This window comes from Atlantibacter sp. MEI4A-1023 (genome assembly GCF_056155425.1).
In genome coordinates, this window is sequence record NZ_CM149568.1 from 1,755,262 (window position 1) to 1,772,885 (window position 17,624).

Sequence of the window (17,624 nt, forward strand, 5' to 3'; positions counted from 1 at the left end):
TGCTCGCAAAGTCGTCGTTTGAACAAAATTGAAAGGGCAAGGACTATTAAAATGCCAAATAACCTGGCATCATGGCAACCGTTCAAAACGGAGAGATGCCGGAGCGGCTGAACGGACCGGTCTCGAAAACCGGAGTAGGGGCAACTCTACCGGGGGTTCAAATCCCCCTCTCTCCGCCACTATTCAAACAGTTACCTCATTTTCTCGCAACGACCCCGGTCACACTTGCTGACCAGTAAATAGATTCTTTCATTCCATAAAATTCAAAAATCTTACCGCCAAACGCATTTTCCCCGGTCCTGAAGGTAATAAAAAAAACCTGAGCCGGTTACCCGGGCTCAGGTTTGATCTTCTCATGCGTGACCCGATTTTCAGGGTCGTACACGGAATTAGAACTGATAAATCATGCCGATGCCGACAACGTCATCGGTGGAAATACCGTTGGCATTGTAGAAGCTATCGTCTTCATCCAGCAGGTTGATTTTGTAATCAACGTAGGTGGAGAAGTTTTTGTTGAAGTAGTAGTTCGCGCCAACGGAAACATATTTGACCAGATCCTGATCGTTGTTATCGTCGCTTTCGCCACCATTTTTAGCCAGGTCTTTACCTTTAGACTGCAGGTAGGACACTTCCGGGCGCAGACCAAAATCGAACTGGTATTGTGCAGTCACTTCGAAGTTCTGAGTTTTGTTAGCGATATGACCGGTGCTGTTGCCGTACGGGGTCATATTGCGGGTTTCAGAATACATCGCTGCCAGGTAAACGTCGTTCGCGTCGTATTTCAGACCAAAGGTCCAGACATCAGCGTTTTCGCCGCCTGCGGTGCTGGCAACCTGCTGCTCGTTGGTGCGGTCAGAAGACGCGTATGCCGCGCCAGCGTTGAAGCCCATGCCAAAGTCGTACGTTGTGGAGATACCCCAACCGTCGCCGTTGTCTTTGCGCATATTGTCGCCGCTACGGTTACCGGTGCCTTCCTGGTCAAACAGGCTATTTGAACCTTCGTTTGCGCCCTGGTATTGCAGCGCGAAGTTCCAGCCTTCAACCATGCCGAAGAAATCGGTGTTACGGTAGGTCGCCACGCCGTTAGCACGGCCAACCATAAAGTTGTCGGTGTAGGTGTAAGAGTCGCCGCCGAACACAGGCAGCATATCGGTCCAGGCTTCGATGTCGTAAACAACGCCGTAGTTACGACCGTAGTCAAAGGAGCCGTATTCACCGAACTTCATCCCTGCAAAACCCAGGCGGGTCGCAGACTGGTTACCGCTGCTTTCAGTATCGTTCGCCTGAATGTTGTATTCCCATTGACCGAAACCGGTCAGATCGGAGGTGATCTGGGTTTCGCCTTTGAAGCCTAAACGCACATAAGTTTGGTCGCCATCGTTACCAGCGTCGTCGGAGAACTGATGACGCGCGTCAACTTTGCCGTAGATATCTACTTTATTGCCGTTTTTGTTATAAATTTCTGCCGCATTAGCCGCGCCAGCTGCTAAAAGCGCAGGAATAACAAATGCCAGTACTTTCCTATTCATTAGTGCTTCCTTATAACGTTCATTGAAAGACGCGTTTATATCCGAGCGAATAGTAACGGGATGAGGTGTGTTTTATTTCAGGATTATATGTAACTGGCTTTGTGTGAATATTTCAAAATAATAATAAAATAGAAATACATAAACAACGAAAATAATAGTAATTAAACAATAACAATTAAATATGTGTATACTCGATTGTTTTATAATGATAAGTTCAAATGGTAACCATAAAAGTTATTAATAAATGATGCTGATGTATTATTCTTTTTCCCATCTTTAGCGCCTGGGGAAATTTCTTAATTTAACGGGTTTGTGCCTTTTTTATCATCACACAAAGATATTTTAATCATGTGTGAATTTTAAATTATTTATTTTGTGAATGAAAAATATTTTCATGCTGAATATTCGATTAAAAAGCATGCAAAATATGGGTGTAATGTATTTTTACTTTTTAGTCTATTTATGGACATTAAAAAGCGTCTTTTTTTAGTGAACTTATTGAGAGATAACAGACCAGAAATGTGACCGTGCACAAAGGGAAGGCAGAGCTGCTTTCACTCAATCATTAAATGTGACTAAAATCGCATTTATTGGCGAGTGATTCACATTTACCCGGCCCCGCGAAGATTAAATCTTCCCCCCGTAAGTGCTAGCATCGCGGAACACGCATTCAGGAGAGACCGTAATGACCCTTGATGACTGGCAAAGGCAATTTGAAGGCTACTTACAGCAGCATTTTAACGACGAAGACGGTGCCCATGACCTCGCGCATTTTCGCCGCGTATGGTCGACAGCCCAGCGCATTATGGATGAACGCGCGACGTCGTTGACCGTTCTCGCCGCCTGCTACTTTCACGACATTGTGAATTTACCGAAAAACCATCCGGAACGTCATCTCGCTTCCCGCTATGCCGCAGAAAAAGCGCTCACGATCCTCGCCAGCGACTTCCCGGCTTTCCCCGTGGCGCTGCACCCGGATATCGCTCACGCCATTGAGGCGCACAGCTTCAGCGCAGGTATTGCGCCGCAAAGTATCGAGGCTAAGATCGTCCAGGACGCGGATCGTCTGGAAGCGCTGGGCGCGATTGGTCTGGCGCGGGTGTTCTACGTGTCCGGTCAGCTCGGACGCCCACTGTTTGACGCGAACGACCCCTTCGCACAGCAGCGCGAGCCTGATGATAAACGCTGGGCGCTGGATCACTTCCAAACCAAACTGCTCAAACTGCCTGCCTCCATGCAGACTGAAAAAGGGCGCGAACTGGCCCGTCAGAACGCCAATTATTTAGTGGAGTTTATGGCCAAACTGGGCGCGGAGTTACGTGGCGAACATCATCAGTATGATCAGGCGGTCATGCGTCAATTCGCGTTGTAACCCGGCGGCACCGGGTTTTGTGGTACTCTTAAGGCAATTCGTTCTGAATGGCTTATGTAATGCTTGAAAATCAATCTGCTATGGCGCAATGCGCGCCATCCGGGCACGGCGCGCCTGACTCGTCTGTCGCCATTTTGCGTAAACTGAGCGAGATCTACGACACCAAAACGGTATTGCAGGTGTTGAATGACGCAGGCGTTCAGAAATGGAACCGCACGCACCTCAAGCGAGAGTTGGAAGGGGAGACCACCTTTCGGCTTTATCCGGCGGAGGTGTCCCGGATCGCCGCGCTATTGCCGCCGCCGCCCGCGCATCATCCGCACTATGCGTTCCGCTTTGTCGATCTGTTTGCCGGTATCGGCGGCATCCGCCGGGGTTTTGAATCCATCGGTGGGCAGTGCGTTTTTACCAGCGAGTGGAATAAACACGCGGTGCGCACCTATAAAGCCAACTGGTATTGCGATCCGCTTGCGCACACCTTTAATGAAGATATTCGCGACGTTACGTTAAGCCACCATGCGGATATCACCGATGATGCGGCGTTTGAGCATATCAATAAGACCCTGCCGGACCACGATGTGCTGCTGGCAGGTTTTCCGTGCCAGCCGTTTTCCCTTGCGGGTGTGTCGAAGAAAAATGCCTTAGGCCGCGCTCATGGCTTTGCCTGCGATACGCAGGGCACGCTGTTTTTCGATGTGGCGCGGATTATTGCGGCTAAAAAGCCCGCAATTTTTGTGCTGGAAAACGTCAAAAACCTGAAAAGCCATGATAAGGGCAACACCTTTCGCATCATCATGCAAACCCTGGACGAGCTGGGTTACGAAGTGGCGAATGCCAGGGACGTCGGGCCTGACGATCCAAAAATCATCGATGGCAAAAACTTTTTGCCCCAGCACCGCGAGCGTATCGTGCTGGTGGGTTTCCGGCGCGATCTCAATCTTCATGACGGCTTTACGCTGCGTGATGTCCATAAATTCTTTCCTGACCAGCGGCCTGCGCTGGGTGAGCTGCTGGATACCACTGTCGACGCGCGCTACATCCTGAGCCCCATTTTGTGGAAGTACCTTTACCGCTATGCCAAAAAGCATCAGGCGAAGGGCAATGGATTTGGTTTCGGCATGGTTGACCCGCGCGATCCATCCAGCGTGGCGCGCACGCTTTCGGCGCGTTATTACAAAGACGGCGCAGAAATCCTGGTCGATCGCGGATGGGATAAAGCATTGGGCGAAGCCGATTTTGATAACCCGGCCAACCAGCTCCAACGCCCGCGCCGCCTGACTCCACGTGAATGCGCACGGTTAATGGGTTTTGAATCGCCAAAGCAATATGATTTCCGCATTCCGGTGTCTGATACCCAGGCTTACCGGCAGTTTGGTAACTCGGTGGTGGTGCCGGTTTTTGCAGCGGTGGCTAAACTGCTTGAATCACGTATACTACAGGCGGTGGCGCAACGTAAGGGGTAATGGATGGCGGATGTCCACAGCAAGGCGATACGCAGCAAAAACATGCGGGCGATTGCGACACGCGACACCGCCATTGAATTGCGTCTTGCGCCGTTACTCACCGCCGTGGGGTTTGACTGGCGCGCGCAGGATGCCTCGCTCCCCGGAAAGCCTGATTTCGTGATTGAGGCGTACCGCTGCGTCATCTTTACCCACGGCTGCTTCTGGCATCATCACGACTGTTATCTGTTCAACGTGCCCGCCACACGGACTGATTTCTGGATGACCAAAATCACCAGCAACGTAGAGCGGGATAAACGTGACGTTGAACGACTGCGGGCAGAGGGCTGGCGGGTGTTGATTATCTGGGAATGCGCCTTGCGTGGCCGGAGTAAACTCTCCGACGAGGCGCTGTGTGAGCGGGTCGAAGAGTGGGTGTGCGGCGGCGGTGGCCTCGCCGAGATTGATATTCAGGGCATCCATGCCCTGTAGCGTTATTTTTCTACCGGGCAGGGCTTAACCACTGGCTTTCCCGGTGACAGATATTTCCCCAGCGTCACCAGTACCACCGCGAAAATAATCACCCCCAGCGCCAGCCACTCGGTTGTCGACAGACTCTCTCCGCCGAAACGGGTTCCCAGCAGCACCGCCACCACTGGGTTAACGTAGGCGTAACTGGTCGCCACGGCGGGCGTTACGTTGCGGATCAGATACATATAGGCGTTGATCGCGATAAGCGAACCAAAAACCGCTAAGTAGCCCACGGCGAGGAAGCCGGAGAGATCGGGCATTGCCGTCAGTTTTTCGCCGGTCAACACCGAGGCCGCCATCAGGACAATCCCGGCGGAAAGCATTTCAATCGCGCCTGCCATCATTCCGGTCGGTAATTCAATTCGCGATCCGTAGACCGATCCAAAGGCCCAGCTCAGCGAGCCGATAAGGATAAGCAATGCGCCCCACGGGTTGCCGTTGAGGTTGCCGCCGCTGTTGAGCAGCACGATGCCGGCAAGGCCAATAGCGATCCCCAGCCATTCAATCATGCGGGTTTGAATGCCGAAAAAGCGGCTAAAAATCAGGGTAAACAGCGGAACGGTAGCGACCATTACGGCGGCAATCCCGGAAGGGACGTTTTGATGCTCAGCGACGGTCACAAAACCGTTACCTACCGCCAGCAGCAGCACGCCGATAAGTGCGGCATTCAGCAGCGGGCGCATGGCGGGCAGTTTATGCCCGGTCGCCAGCAGCACCGCCAGCAGCAGCGAACCCGCCGCCAAAAAGCGCACCCCGGCCATCATAAACGGCGGCCAGCTTTTTACCCCAACGGCGATAGCAAAGTAGGTCGAACCCCAGATGATATATAACGCAAAGAGCGACCCCACCAGAGGCAACAGTTTTCCGAAACGCATACTCCCTCACGACTTGATTAAGAAAACACCAACGCGCCGATGCAGCACGTTGCAAAAGAAAAAGAAAAGAGACGCTTCGCTGACGCGCTTGCAATGAACGGAGGCGAGCAATGAAGCATAACGGGCTTATAGTGAACGCGAAAACTATTACGCTGGCGAGCATTTTAATGTTCACTGAGGGTTAAAAAAATGTTGACATCATTGACCCCTAAAAAACGTCCCCGGCAAACGGGGGCGATCCGCTGATTTAATCGCCGGGCGTTGCGCCAATATTCCGATTGCCACTGAGTTTATTACCGCTCACATCGCTTTTGTTCCATACTTTGGGGCATTAAAACCCTACAGAAGGAAGTTAACTTTGGCCGGGAGTAGTTTATTAACGCTGTTAGATGATATCGCCACGCTGCTGGATGACGTGTCGATGATGGGCAAGCTGGCGGCGAAAAAAACCGCCGGGGTACTGGGCGATGATTTGTCCCTGAACGCCCAGCAAGTCTCCGGCGTGCGCGCCAATCGCGAGCTGCCCGTCGTCTGGAAAGTGGCGAAAGGCTCTTTTATCAACAAACTGATTCTGGTGCCGCTGGCCCTGATTATCAGCGCCTTCGCGCCCTGGGCTATCACGCCGTTGTTAATGATCGGCGGGGCGTTTCTCTGTTACGAAGGGGTGGAAAAGGTGGTTCACTCCTGGCAGGCGCGCAAGCATAAAGAGACCCCTGAAGAGCGCCAGGCGCGGCTGGACGCCATCGCAGGGCAGGACCCGCTGGTGTATGAGCGCGATAAAGTGAAAGGCGCAATTCGCACCGACTTTATTCTCTCCGCCGAGATTGTGGCGATCACCCTGGGCATCGTGGCGGATGCGCCGCTGTTGAACCAGGTGCTGGTGTTATCCGGCATCGCTATTGTGGTCACCATCGGGGTTTACGGCATTGTCGGCATCATCGTTAAGCTGGACGATCTCGGTTTCTGGCTGGAAAAAAAATCGTCCGCCATTGCCCGTGCCGTGGGGAAAGGGCTGCTGGTGACCGCGCCCTGGCTGATGAAAGCGCTGTCGATTTTAGGCACCCTGGCGATGTTCCTGGTGGGTGGCGGTATTGTGGTACACGGTATTGGCCCGGTACATCACGCCATTGAGCACTGGGCAGAGCAGGGCGGTGGAATCGGGCAGGCGTTGCTACCGTTAGCGATGAACCTGGTGCTGGGTTTTATTATCGGCGCGGTAGTACTGACCGTGGTAAATATGATTTCCCGGCTGCGCGGTAAACCCGCCCATTAGGATTTTTCCGCAAAATACCTGCGCATACCAGGCAAAAATCACCATAATTGACTATGTTGTAAACGTTTCACACTGATTCAGGAGGCAGGTATGGTCTTTGTGGTCAGCGATGAAGTTAAACGCAAAAATGGTGGTCCGCGTATGGTGGTAACCGGTTATTCGAGCGGCATGGTGGAATGCCGCTGGTATGACGGGTTCGGTGTGCAGCGCGAAGCTTTTCGTGAAGATGAATTAACCGTTGGTAAATCCGCTTTACGTGAAGAAGACCATTGACCGCACGTCAGCAATGCACACGCGTTGATAGTGAAGAGGGAAGCCGAAAGGTTTCCCTCTTTATTTTGTGCGCTGGCCACGCGCAGGCAGCGGTAAATTTAGGCGCAATTCTGACGGCGTACCTGCGGCGTTATGCCACACTCATTTTACATTCCGGCCTGTTTTCAGGGAGCGTTGCCTGTGTCGGTTAATGCCAAACAACACGCATGGCGATTAAAGCACCCGATAAAAATCGTCAATATTTGCTTTCTGGTGGTGTTTCTCTGCTCCACTTTACTCACCTGGCGTGAAATCGTGGTGCTACAAAATGGCTGGACGGCAAGCCAGAAAAACCGTATTCAAAGCGTCGCTGCGGCGCTGGATCGCCATCTTCAGTACAGCGTGGATAAGTTGCAATTTTATCGCGCCGCCATGCAGCATGCCTTAAGCTCGCCCATTTCTACCAACCGCACCGATGCGGCACTGGACCAGTTCGCGCAACAGCGCCAGTTCGGGGCGTGGCAAATCCGTCTTGATGCGCAGCGCGGCCTGCCGGTAAACGGCGTTTCCGACCAGCGTGTCCGGCAAAATCCACTGCTCAACCGCGACGAGTCGCGGCTGGAAAGCGAACTGATTGCCGCGCTGGAGTTCGGCGCGATCTTACAACTGGCCGATCCCCAGCAGGATCGGCAACGCCGTACGTTTTATACCTCCCGCGCCGGTTTTTATCTCTCTAACACCCCGCATGGTGCATCTCAGGATATCGCCTCCCGGTATCACCGGTTAGTAACCCGGCCCTATTTCCACCGCCATACCCAGCGCAACAACCCTGACCGTGGGGTGCGCTGGACGCATGCCAAAGAGGCAAATCGCCAGGAAGACCAGGTGATTACCGCCAGCCTGCCGCTGGATTATCAAAACCAGTGGTATGGTGTGCTGGCGATGGATTTTTCGCTGGGCACCATGAATGATTTTTTAAACGAAGCGATGTTTCGCCGCGAAAACGGCGAAATTTTACTGTTGGATAATCAATTTCAGGTGATTGCTTCATCCGCAGATTCGGTGCCAGCTGAGACGGGTTTCACTCATCAGGAGCGCGACATCTTAGCCCACGAAATGGCGCGGCAGAACGAAGGTGTCGCGCGCATGGGCTCCCGCTACGTTAGCTGGGCGAAATTGAATTACTTCGATGGCGTTTTGATCAGGAGCTACACCCTTAAGCAGAGCCTGAACGGCGAGTTTGGCAGCATCTTGCTGGTGCTGGGTGTGTTGTGGATGCTGTTCTCATTGATGTTGTTAGGGTCGTGGTATGTGATACGCCGGATGGTGCGCAATATGTTCGCCATGCAGAAAACGCTCCAGTGGCGCGCCTGGTATGATGCGCAAACCCACCTGTTTAATCGCGGCGCGTTTATCGAGCGGGCCAAACAGATTGCCCTGCGCTGTCAGCAACAGCAGTTGCCTTTCTGCGTGATCCAGTTCGATCTCGATCATTTCAAGCGCATTAACGATACCTGGGGCCACCAGACCGGGGATAAAGCGCTCTCCCATGTCGCGAGCATTCTGCGTCAGTCGCTGCGCGGTGATGATATTGCCGGGCGCGTGGGCGGGGAAGAGTTTTGTATTGTGCTGCCGGGAACGTTATTGCCGGATGCCATCGCCGTTGCTGAACGCATCCGCGAGCGGCTCGACAGCAAGGAAATTCTGGTGCGCCAACACGCGACCATTCGCATCAGCGCCTCGTTTGGGGTCAGTTGTGCGCTGCTGGAAAGCGATTACGATTTTGAACACCTGCAATCTATTGCCGACCGGCGGTTGTATCAGGCAAAGCAGACGGGCCGCAATCGTGTCTGTTCATCGGACTGAGGTGCCCAGAAAATAATCCAGACCCTCGCACCAGCCAGCCGGGCCGTATTCCTGAGTGCGGTAAACGCGCGGCGGGGTATCGTTTTTTAACACGACCGGCTGCTTACTGTAGCCCTGCACAACCACCGCATAATCCGCCGCGTCAAGCATGGTTACGTCGTTAGGGCTATCGCCGATGGCGATGGTTGTAGGGCGTGCGCCTTCCCGGTGGCGGGACTGGTCGATCAGCCAGGTTAATGCCGAGCCTTTCCCGCCGCGCTGGTCCAGCACGTGCCAGAAATGACCGCCTTCCATCATGCATAGCCCAAGATGGTTAAGAGCATCGCTGAACGCCGATAACCGTTCATCGCTGTCACGCCAGATGAGCGTTTGCGACGCTTCCTGCAGTTTGGCCAGAGCAATCATTTTTGGCGGCAGGCCCGTGATTTCGCCGATCGTGTGGTCATCCAGATCATCATAAGTGGTAAATTTATACCCCTGTGACTGGCGCAGTTCCTCCAGTACCTTACGAATCGATTCGTGCGTGTCGCCATTGATTAAGCGCGGATAGTCAGGGTGATCGTCCCACTCTTCATTCAGATGGATGACCGCACCGTTCTCCGCGATAAACGCTTCACCTTGCAGGCCCAGTTCATTCTGAATCGCGATGGTTTCTGCGGCGGTTTTGCTACTGCACAGGATGACAGGGATATTATGCTCACGCAGTTTATCCAACATCGGAAGCGCGGCTGCCCACTGCCGGGTATGGCTGTCAATCAGGCAACCATCAAGGTCGGAAACAATCAGCAGCGGCTCTGTCAAAGAAGGCATAAGCAATCCTTAATAATAATCTCACTCAAACCAGGGTTATCCGATGGCTTAGGAATACTCCCAATCACAGTCAGGTTATCTCCCTGGACGTGTCACATCGTTCTCTGCCAGGCCCCGGTGGCTCAGGGGTGCAAGACATTTATCAAATAAATTCCACATTAGTACACATTTATGACGTGAATATATTCTTGTCATGCAAAATAATTGCCTATATGGTGGTTGTCGCATCAGATTTCCTGGTGTAACGAATTTTACTTCTTCTTGCTCAGCAAGTTTTATCCCGGCGCCCCCGCCGGGATATTTTTATCTAGCGGTTCAACTCGCTGACCGAAAAATCATGAATGTCCAGTTCAAACGCCTCAGCAAGTTCGGAATAGGTATGGTAATCATGCCCGTTGACGCTTACCCGCGGTGTGTCATCCCCATCATCAACCGGGCGAACTTCGCTTTCGCTGAGCTGGTTAATGGCGGCGAGCAGGGCATCAACGTCAATCTCGACTTCGCGATGATCAGCATCGCTAAACTCTTTCACTGTTTTCATCGGCAGTACCTCGCGCAGTAAGCCTGCCTTAAGTGTAGTCGATAGAGAAAATGGGCTACGGTCTGGGTAAGCTCGTGCCAGAAAATGAGAATTGTTCTAAACTGCCACTATCAATACGGGAGGAGAAGTTATGAACATTAACGATCGGGTCACGGTGAAAACGGATGGGGGTCCGCGTCGACCCGGTGTGGTATTGGCGGTAGAGCCCTTTAACGAAGGCACCATGTATCTGGTATCGCTGGAGGATTATCCGATGGGGATCTGGTTCTTTAACGAGAAAGATCATCCTGACGGGGTTTTTGTTGAAAAGGTCGATTAATTGCCAGGCAACATAAGTTAATCCATCTCCAGCGTAGCCAGAGATGGGTTACTGCTTAACGCATATTGACGAATATCCCACTGGTCACGTTGTCTGCCAGCCGCACAACGTGATAAATAACCTGTTTGTTATGGGTTTTAATTTTGCGTTTGATATTGCCTTTATGCGATGAAACGGTTTTCGCTTTAATATTCATTTGATCGGATATTTGGATCGTTCCCTGGCCCGACATCCACATTCGCAACATACTCGATTCCGTTCGGCTTAAAGAAAGCGTTGGTAATGCGATATGTCCTAAACACTGCGCCGCGTTAGTCAGATAATTCCCTAATAATTCATCCAGCGATTCTGGCTTAATCGATTTTGAACTAATTAATAAGTTTTTTCTTACCCGTAAATACTCGTCAAAATGAAGATTGGCAATGGCCATAAACACAATAAATAATGTCCCGGGATGTTGATTAATGATCTGCCTGATGCGTTGACTGCTTTCGGCGTCATGGATAAAGCAATCCTCATTAATAAACACCACGTGCGGCTGCGTTAACCGGCACTGCTTCTCAAGGCTCTCAACATCATTCACTTGGGTTATTTTTCTTTTCCGTACACCCCGACTGGCTAAATAACCGATTAACCCCAGTCTGGTATAACTGCATAAATCCATGATGATCGTTGACATGGTACACCCTCACTCATCGCGTTATCCGTTAAAACACAACGAATCCATTACCCCGCCTGTTCATTCTGCTGTCGAAAAATATTCACACGTCTGAAATATTTCACTGGGTTACCAGATGCAGAATACACATGAATATTCAGGCGCCATCACTATCCCGTAAAGCGCACCTTAATTTGCCAGGAAAGGTCTTAAAGTAAATCAAATGTAAAGTAATGTGAGAATGCTAAAAGCTTATATCCCGCGCCAGCGTTATGCTGGTGGATGTTATTTAACAAATATTTTAGGAATTACCTCAGGATGACGGCACAAATATTAAGGAGAAGGTGTGGCCGGAATTTCACCCAAAATATCGCTTAATAAGGAAAAGATCTCACTGAATAAATGTTCACAGAACGGCGCGATTAATGGCATCAGGGCAATAATCACCACCATTCCGATAGACAAGGTGAGCGGGAAGCCAATGACAAACACTGAAAGCTGCGGCGACATACGGTTTAATAAACCGAGCGCGAGGTTCAGGGTCAACAATAACGTCACCATCGGCAGCGCCAGCATCAGGCCATTAAGGAAGATTAACCCGCCGGATTTCGCCAGCGCATAAAAGGCGTTGGTGTTAAGCGGATTGCCATTAATCGGCAGGGTGTGGAAGGTGTCCACCAACATTGAGATCAGCCATAAATGGCCGTTAAGGCTTAAAAACAGCAGCATTGCCAGCATATCGAGAAACCGCGCCAGCACTGGCATATTCAGCTTGCTGCCGGGGTCAAAGAACGTCGCGAATGAAAGCCCCATTTGCAGGCCAATAATCTCACCGGCCGTACGCACTGCGGCAAAAGCGAACTGCATGGTAAAACCGAGCGCAATGCCGATCAGGATTTGCTGCATGGCAAGCCAGAAGCCTTCCACGGAGAAAATGGTAACATCGCTGGCGGGAATGGTGGGGGCGACAATCCAGGTGATCATAAACGCCAGGCCAATCTTAACGCGTTTGCTAATTACCCGTTCGCCGAGGATCGGCGCGGTAGAGACCAGCGCCAGCACGCGCAGCAGCGGCCAAAAGTAAAGGCTAAGCCAGTGAAGCCATTGGTCGCTGGTGATTTGCAGCATCGAGTTAACCGATGATATACGGCAGATTGCTGAACAGGGTGCGGACGTAATCCAGCAGCAGGTTGAGCATCCACGGGCCTGCCACCACAATCGCCACGAACACCGCCAGAATTTTCGGAATGAACGACAGTGTCATTTCGTTAATCTGGGTGGCGGCTTGCAGAATACTGATGATAAGGCCGGTGACCAGCGCCACCAGCAGCAGCGGGGCAGCCAGCGCGAGCGCCACTTTCATGGCCTCGGTGCCCATCATCATGACCGATTCTGGCGTCATCGGCGTTCTCCGTTAACTGTAAAAGCTTTGCGCAAGGGAACCCACCAGCAGCTGCCAGCCGTCGACCAGCACAAACAGCATCAGCTTAAAGGGCAGGGCGATGGTCGCGGGGGGCACCATCATCATCCCCAGCGCCATCAGCACGCTGGCGATCACCAGGTCAATAATCAGGAACGGAATAAACACCGTAAAACCAATCTGGAACGCGGTTTTCAGCTCGCTGGTGACGTAGGCGGGCAGCAGAATACGCATCGGCACCGCCTCCGGTCCTTCCAGCGAAGGAATATTCGCCAGGCGGGCGAATAGCGCCAGATCGGCCTGACGGGTCTGGCGCAGCATAAATTCGCGCAGCGGCTGAGCGCCTTTTTCCAGCGCCACATCCATGGTGATTTGGTTTTCGCTGAACGGCTTATAGGCGTCGGTATAAATCTTATCCAACACCGGCGACATAATAAAAAAGGTCAGGAACAGCGCCAGCCCGAGCAGCACCTGGTTGGGTGGGGCAGAGGGCGTGCCCAGCGCATTTCGCAGCAGGCCGAACACGATGATGATGCGGGTAAAGCTGGTCATCATCAGCAAAATGGCGGGTAAAAAGGTCAGCGAGGTGATAAACACCAGCGTCTGCACCGGCAGCGACCAGCTTTGGCCGCCGTTGGCCAGCGGCTGGCTGACAATGCCCGGCAGTTGCGCCATGGCAGGCGTCGCCGCCAGGCCAAGCATAAGAAGCAATAAAGAGAGGCGACGCATCAACGTTTACCGTTACGAGAAAGCAAATTTTTCATCAGGTTTTGAAACTCGGCGGGCTGTGATGGCGTAACCGCCGTTTCTGCCGGAGCCGGAGGCAGGGTATGCAGATGGGTGATCTGCGAGGCTGTTACGCCCAGCACCAGCCGGGCGTCTTCCACTTCCACCACCACGATGCGCTCGCGGGTGCCGAGGCTGACGCTGCTGCGCAGTTTCACATCCCGGCTCAGCCCGCTTTTGGCGCTGAAACCAAAGCGCTTCGCCAGCCATCCTGCCAGTAAAATCAGCAGGATAATCACGGCCAGTGCGCCGCTGACCTGCATCAGCGACGATCCAGCCTGCGGCATCGCTTGCGGCGCGGCGACGGTAGAAGTCTGGGCAGTCATTTAGCGGCTCAGACGACGCATACGTTCGGACGGCGTGATGATATCGGTAATGCGCACGCCGTATTTATCGGCGACCACTACCACTTCACCCTGGGCGATCAGATAGCCGTTGATCAGAATATCCAGCGGCTCACCGGCAAGACCTTCCAGCGCCACTACCGAACCCTGGGTCAGGCGCAGCAGCTCTTTGATGGTCATGCGGGTGCGGCCCAGCTCTACGGTCAGCTTGACCGGGATATCCATAATCAAATCGATATCCTGGAGCGTCCCGCTGACGTCGCCGCCTTCCAGCGCGCGGAACACGCTGTCTGCATTGCTTTTGGACGCGGTTTTCTGCTCACTCATTGCTTCAGCCCACAGATCGTCCACGGAGCCGTTATCGTCGGACGGATTGTTAATGTCACTCATTTGGGCTGTTCCTCATTCAGCGAATGTAAAATCGGGTTGATCAGGTGTTCAACGCGCAGTGCGTACTGGCCGTTTACCGTTCCGTACTGGCTGGTCAGTACCGGTACGCCATCCACATGGGCAATAATGCGATCCGGTTTTTCGATGGGCAGCACATCGCCCGGTTTTAATTTGAGAATATTCGACAGGCGCATCGAGATATCCGCGAAGTTCGCCACCAGCTCCAGCTCCGAATGCTGCACCTGGCGCACCAGGTTCTCACGCCAGTTCTGATCTTCATGGCGGGAGTTTTCCAGCGGCGGGTTAACCAGCAGCTCGCGCAGCGGCTCGATCATGCTGAACGGCAGGCAGATATTAAACTCGCCGGTCAGGTTGCCAATCTCGACATGGAACGGCGTGTTTACCACGATATCGTTGGGCGAAGTGGTGATATTGGTAAACTTCACCTGCATCTCGGAACGAACGTATTCCACTTCCAGCGGGTTAATCGCTTTCCACGCGTCGCTGTACGATTCCAGCGCCAGCTTCAGCATGCGCATAATCACGCGCTGTTCGGTATGGGTGAATTCGCGGCCTTCCACTTTGGTGGGGAAGCGCCCGTCGCCGCCGAACAGGTTATCCACGGCGATAAACACCAGGCTTGGCGAAAACACAAACAGCCCGGTACCGCGCAGCGGTTTTAAGTGGATCAGGTTCAGGTTGGTCGGCACCGGCAGGTTGCGGGCAAACTCGTGATAGGGCTGAATGCGGATCGCGCCCACGGTGATATCCGGGCTACGGCGCAGCAGGTTAAACAGCCCCATGCGGAACTGGCGGGCGAAACGCTCGTTGATGATCTCCAGCGCCTGGAGACGCTCGCGCACCACCCGGCGTTGGGTATTAGGATCGTAAGGGCGAATATCGCTATCGCCGACGCCAGCCTTTTTTTGTTCAACGTTGTCGTCGCTATCGCCGTTCAACAATGCGTCAATTTCGGCCTGTGAAAGAATACTGTCGCCCATGGGTCTACCGCAGAATAAAAGCTGTGTACAGCACGTCGGTCACGACCTGCTTCGGTTGGCCTGCTACCAGCGGCTGGGCAAGCGTCTCTTTGATGGCTTCGACCAGCTTCTGTTTTCCTTCGTCGGTAGCGAGTTGCTCCGCGCTCTGACGAGAGAACAGCAGCAGTAAACGGCTGCGGATTTCCGGCAGGTATTCACTGAGGCGCTGACGCGTGGTGTCGTCTTTCAGACGCAGCGTGATGCCGATATACAGCACCCGGTCGGCGTCGCCGAGGTTAACCGTAAACGTATCCAGAGCATAAAATACCGGTGCCGGCGGCGGTTCAGGTTCCGCTTTTACCGGGGTTTCTGGCGTTTGCTGCATCCGCCAGTAGCTGTACCCTGCGGTGGCGCAGGCAGCGAGAGTAATGAGCACCAGTAACGGGATCCAGATGGAGCGTTTACGGCTTTTAGTGATTGCGCTGTCAGTCATCTGACCGTGTTTCCTCTATCAGTACTGCATAGTGGCTGATTATCCCGTGTCTGCGGGCGGTTAAAGCCTGGAAAAGACGTGAATATTCACGCTACCTCAGGCGTTAGGCAAAGATGTCCACCGCGTTATCGCCACGGGCGATGCGTTGCAGGCTGGCAGGGGCCGCCACGCTCTCTTCGCCGCTACCGGCAAAACTGAACTGACCGCCGCGCGAGCCGCCCTGTTGTGGCTGCCCTTGCTGCTGCTGTTGCCCGGCAAAACTTTCGCTGCTGATATCGCTCTGCCCAAGCTGAATGCCGCTTTCGGCAAGCTGGGTACGCAGCGTCGGCAACGCGGCTTCCAGCGCGGCGCGCACGTGGCTGTGCGGCGACACGAACTGCATCTGCGCCAGGTTGTCGTCAATTTTCAGCGAGATATGCACCTGGCCCAGATCTTCCGGGTTGAGGCGCAGCTCGGCGCTCTGTTGCCCGTTACGGGTCATCAGAGTGACCTGCTGGCTAAACGCGTGCTGCCACTCGGCGGTGCCTAACTGGGCATTCAGCACGGCGGTATGCGGCGTGGCGATGGCGGCAGTGGTCGGCGTGGTGGCCGCCGTGGCGCTGCTCACCAGCGGTTGCAGGGCAGACGGCGTAGTCGGGCTGCTGGCGTTGGCATCGTTAAACAGTTTGTCGGCATTGCTGGCTGCCTGTACCGCCTCGTGCTGCTGCGGCGCGACGGCGGCGGTCGGCTGGGCCTGGCCGCTTACGTTCTGGGTTTCAGGGCGCGTTTTTCCGTCGCTCTTGACGTCTGCGCGCGCATCACCCGCCAGCGCTTTGGCGAGGTTACTGGTCACAGTAGCAATGTTCGCAGTTGATGTGGCCTGGCTCTCTACTTGACTCAGCGTGGCCGTCTGCTGATGCGGCAGCATAGCGAACAGGGCACTTAACGCCGCCATATCCTGTTCGTTGAGCTGTTTATCCTCCGCGACGCTGTGAATTTTATCGGTCACGCGGGCAACGGCCGCGGTGTCATCAGCCTGGCCGTCAACCGGGGCGTTCAGCCCGGCCAGCATCGCGTCGAGCAGGGTTTTGGCGTCTGCATCTTCGGTAAGCTCACCGGGCTTCAGCGCCAGCTTTGGCGTGCCGCCCGCCAGCGCGTCGAGGTCTACCGTCTTGCCGTCGCCCAGACCAGGCATCGCCTGGCTTAACAGCGCCAAAAAGGTTTCGCCGTTCGGGGCGGTTTTATCGGAACCCGCCAGCCCGGCGATTTCGCCCTCTGGGGACACTGAAATTTTAGGTAATGTAATCATTCGCTTTTCCGAAATGACGCGCGCTGCGCAAACTCATCCATACGTTTTTGATCGAGCCGGTTCTCCGCCAGTAGAGCGGCGCTGGCCTGTCGATCGGAAAGCGTCTGCCATGCCTGCAAACGCTGCTTTTTCTCTTTCCAGAAACCTAACGCCTGATCGACTTTCGAATTCCACTGCATCAGCTGCTGCCGATGCTGTTCGATGGCTTTTTCCAGGGTCTGGATAAACTGCTGGTAGTTTTGCCAGCGGGTACTGGCGATACCCTGGCTCATATCCTGGTTCAGGTTGTCGCGGTACTCGTGCTGATAATCGATCAGCATATTGAGTTGATCCTGAGCCTGCTGGCACCCCCGCCGCATTTCACCCAACCGCAAAGCGGCGTCATCGACTTCTTTTTCCGCAAGATCTTTTAAGGTGTTAAGCGCATTGCTCTGACTCATCGTTACCTCACTGAC

The 17,624-nt window shown here is 53.6% G+C and carries 21 protein-coding genes and 1 tRNA gene; 8 read left to right on the forward strand and 14 right to left on the reverse strand.

Features of this window, described 5'->3' with window-relative positions:
• The first annotated feature begins 89 nt into the window (after positions 1–89).
• A tRNA-Ser gene (locus ACVV26_RS08510) sits at positions 90–179 on the forward strand.
• A 210-nt stretch (positions 180–389) separates the two neighbouring features.
• On the opposite strand, the gene ompC is transcribed toward ACVV26_RS08510, so the two are convergent.
• The gene (ompC, locus tag ACVV26_RS08515; RefSeq protein ID WP_474800957.1) at positions 390–1,529 is read right to left on the reverse strand and encodes a porin OmpC; all 1,140 of its coding nucleotides are present in this window, start codon (positions 1,527–1,529) and stop codon (positions 390–392) included.
• Positions 1,530–2,214: 685 nt separating this feature from the next.
• Here ompC and ACVV26_RS08520 point away from each other — a divergent pair.
• The 3 genes from ACVV26_RS08520 to ACVV26_RS08530 are packed head-to-tail and all read left to right on the forward strand — an operon-like array spanning position 2,215 to position 4,835.
• The gene (locus tag ACVV26_RS08520) at positions 2,215–2,901 is read left to right on the forward strand and encodes a phosphohydrolase (protein WP_474800958.1); all 687 of its coding nucleotides are present in this window, start codon (positions 2,215–2,217) and stop codon (positions 2,899–2,901) included.
• A gap of 47 nt (positions 2,902–2,948) precedes the next feature.
• Positions 2,949–4,364: a DNA cytosine methyltransferase gene (locus ACVV26_RS08525; RefSeq protein WP_474800959.1), complete on the forward strand. Its 1,416-nt coding sequence runs from the start codon at positions 2,949–2,951 to the stop codon at positions 4,362–4,364.
• Positions 4,365–4,367: 3 nt separating this feature from the next.
• Positions 4,368–4,835 carry a very short patch repair endonuclease gene (locus ACVV26_RS08530; protein ID WP_474800960.1) on the forward strand — a complete coding sequence of 156 codons (468 nt, stop codon included), beginning with the start codon at positions 4,368–4,370 and terminating at the stop codon, positions 4,833–4,835.
• A 2-nt stretch (positions 4,836–4,837) separates the two neighbouring features.
• On the opposite strand, the gene yedA is transcribed toward ACVV26_RS08530, so the two are convergent.
• Positions 4,838–5,749: a drug/metabolite exporter YedA gene (gene yedA, locus ACVV26_RS08535; RefSeq protein ID WP_474800961.1), complete on the reverse strand. Its 912-nt coding sequence runs from the start codon at positions 5,747–5,749 to the stop codon at positions 4,838–4,840.
• 358 nt (positions 5,750–6,107) lie between these two features.
• On the opposite strand from yedA, the gene ACVV26_RS08540 reads away from it, so the two are divergent.
• The 3 genes from ACVV26_RS08540 to dgcQ all read left to right on the forward strand — a co-directional run bounded on the left by ACVV26_RS08540 (position 6,108) and on the right by dgcQ (position 9,140).
• Positions 6,108–7,022 carry a DUF808 family protein gene (locus ACVV26_RS08540; protein ID WP_474800962.1) on the forward strand — a complete coding sequence of 305 codons (915 nt, stop codon included), beginning with the start codon at positions 6,108–6,110 and terminating at the stop codon, positions 7,020–7,022.
• Positions 7,023–7,112: 90 nt separating this feature from the next.
• Positions 7,113–7,295 carry a YodC family protein gene (locus tag ACVV26_RS08545; protein WP_474800963.1) on the forward strand — a complete coding sequence of 61 codons (183 nt, stop codon included), beginning with the start codon at positions 7,113–7,115 and terminating at the stop codon, positions 7,293–7,295.
• A gap of 180 nt (positions 7,296–7,475) precedes the next feature.
• Positions 7,476–9,140: a cellulose biosynthesis regulator diguanylate cyclase DgcQ gene (gene dgcQ / locus ACVV26_RS08550; RefSeq protein WP_474800964.1), complete on the forward strand. Its 1,665-nt coding sequence runs from the start codon at positions 7,476–7,478 to the stop codon at positions 9,138–9,140.
• Here the strand turns inward: dgcQ and ACVV26_RS08555 are convergent.
• Both ACVV26_RS08555 and yodD read right to left on the reverse strand, forming a co-directional pair.
• Positions 9,129–9,950, reverse strand: coding sequence for a mannosyl-3-phosphoglycerate phosphatase-related protein (locus ACVV26_RS08555; protein WP_474800965.1), 822 nt, complete (start codon positions 9,948–9,950; stop codon positions 9,129–9,131). The genes dgcQ and ACVV26_RS08555 overlap by 12 nt on opposite strands.
• A 307-nt stretch (positions 9,951–10,257) precedes the next feature.
• Positions 10,258–10,491 (reverse strand): YodD family peroxide/acid resistance protein, encoded by a 234-nt coding sequence (yodD, locus tag ACVV26_RS08560; protein ID WP_474800966.1) that lies wholly within the window; start codon positions 10,489–10,491, stop codon positions 10,258–10,260.
• Positions 10,492–10,621: 130 nt separating this feature from the next.
• Between yodD and dsrB the strand changes: the two genes are divergently transcribed.
• Entirely contained in the window at positions 10,622–10,810 is a 189-nt protein-coding gene (gene dsrB, locus ACVV26_RS08565) for a protein DsrB (RefSeq protein WP_312981386.1), read from the forward strand.
• A gap of 55 nt (positions 10,811–10,865) precedes the next feature.
• Here the strand turns inward: dsrB and rcsA are convergent, their stop codons facing one another.
• The 10 genes from rcsA to fliJ form a co-directional block, all read right to left on the reverse strand.
• Positions 10,866–11,489: a transcriptional regulator RcsA gene (gene rcsA / locus ACVV26_RS08570; protein WP_474800967.1), complete on the reverse strand. Its 624-nt coding sequence runs from the start codon at positions 11,487–11,489 to the stop codon at positions 10,866–10,868.
• A gap of 312 nt (positions 11,490–11,801) precedes the next feature.
• Positions 11,802–12,596 (reverse strand): flagellar biosynthetic protein FliR, encoded by a 795-nt coding sequence (gene fliR / locus ACVV26_RS08575; RefSeq protein ID WP_312981390.1) that lies wholly within the window; start codon positions 12,594–12,596, stop codon positions 11,802–11,804.
• A 4-nt stretch (positions 12,597–12,600) separates the two neighbouring features.
• Positions 12,601–12,870, reverse strand: a complete 270-nt coding sequence (gene fliQ, locus ACVV26_RS08580) for a flagellar biosynthesis protein FliQ (protein WP_002434937.1) — start codon at positions 12,868–12,870, stop codon at positions 12,601–12,603.
• A 12-nt stretch (positions 12,871–12,882) separates the two neighbouring features.
• Positions 12,883–13,617 (reverse strand): flagellar type III secretion system pore protein FliP, encoded by a 735-nt coding sequence (fliP, locus tag ACVV26_RS08585; protein WP_409515033.1) that lies wholly within the window; start codon positions 13,615–13,617, stop codon positions 12,883–12,885.
• Entirely contained in the window at positions 13,617–14,000 is a 384-nt protein-coding gene (gene fliO / locus ACVV26_RS08590; protein ID WP_474800968.1) for a flagellar biosynthetic protein FliO, read from the reverse strand. The genes fliP and fliO overlap by 1 nt, the downstream gene beginning before the upstream one ends.
• Positions 14,001–14,408: a flagellar motor switch protein FliN gene (gene fliN / locus ACVV26_RS08595; protein WP_474800969.1), complete on the reverse strand. Its 408-nt coding sequence runs from the start codon at positions 14,406–14,408 to the stop codon at positions 14,001–14,003. It lies immediately after the preceding gene.
• Complete coding sequence (fliM, locus tag ACVV26_RS08600) at positions 14,405–15,409, reverse strand: flagellar motor switch protein FliM (protein WP_474800970.1); 1,005 nt, start codon at positions 15,407–15,409, stop codon at positions 14,405–14,407. The genes fliN and fliM overlap by 4 nt, the downstream gene beginning before the upstream one ends.
• Positions 15,410–15,413: 4 nt before the next feature.
• Positions 15,414–15,881 carry a flagellar basal body-associated protein FliL gene (gene fliL, locus ACVV26_RS08605; protein ID WP_474800971.1) on the reverse strand — a complete coding sequence of 156 codons (468 nt, stop codon included), beginning with the start codon at positions 15,879–15,881 and terminating at the stop codon, positions 15,414–15,416.
• Between the two features lie 103 nt (positions 15,882–15,984).
• Complete coding sequence (locus tag ACVV26_RS08610) at positions 15,985–17,169, reverse strand: flagellar hook-length control protein FliK (RefSeq protein ID WP_474800972.1); 1,185 nt, start codon at positions 17,167–17,169, stop codon at positions 15,985–15,987.
• Positions 17,166–17,609 (reverse strand): flagellar export protein FliJ, encoded by a 444-nt coding sequence (gene fliJ, locus ACVV26_RS08615; RefSeq protein WP_312981401.1) that lies wholly within the window; start codon positions 17,607–17,609, stop codon positions 17,166–17,168. The genes ACVV26_RS08610 and fliJ overlap by 4 nt, the downstream gene beginning before the upstream one ends.
• Positions 17,610–17,624 lie beyond the last annotated feature (15 nt).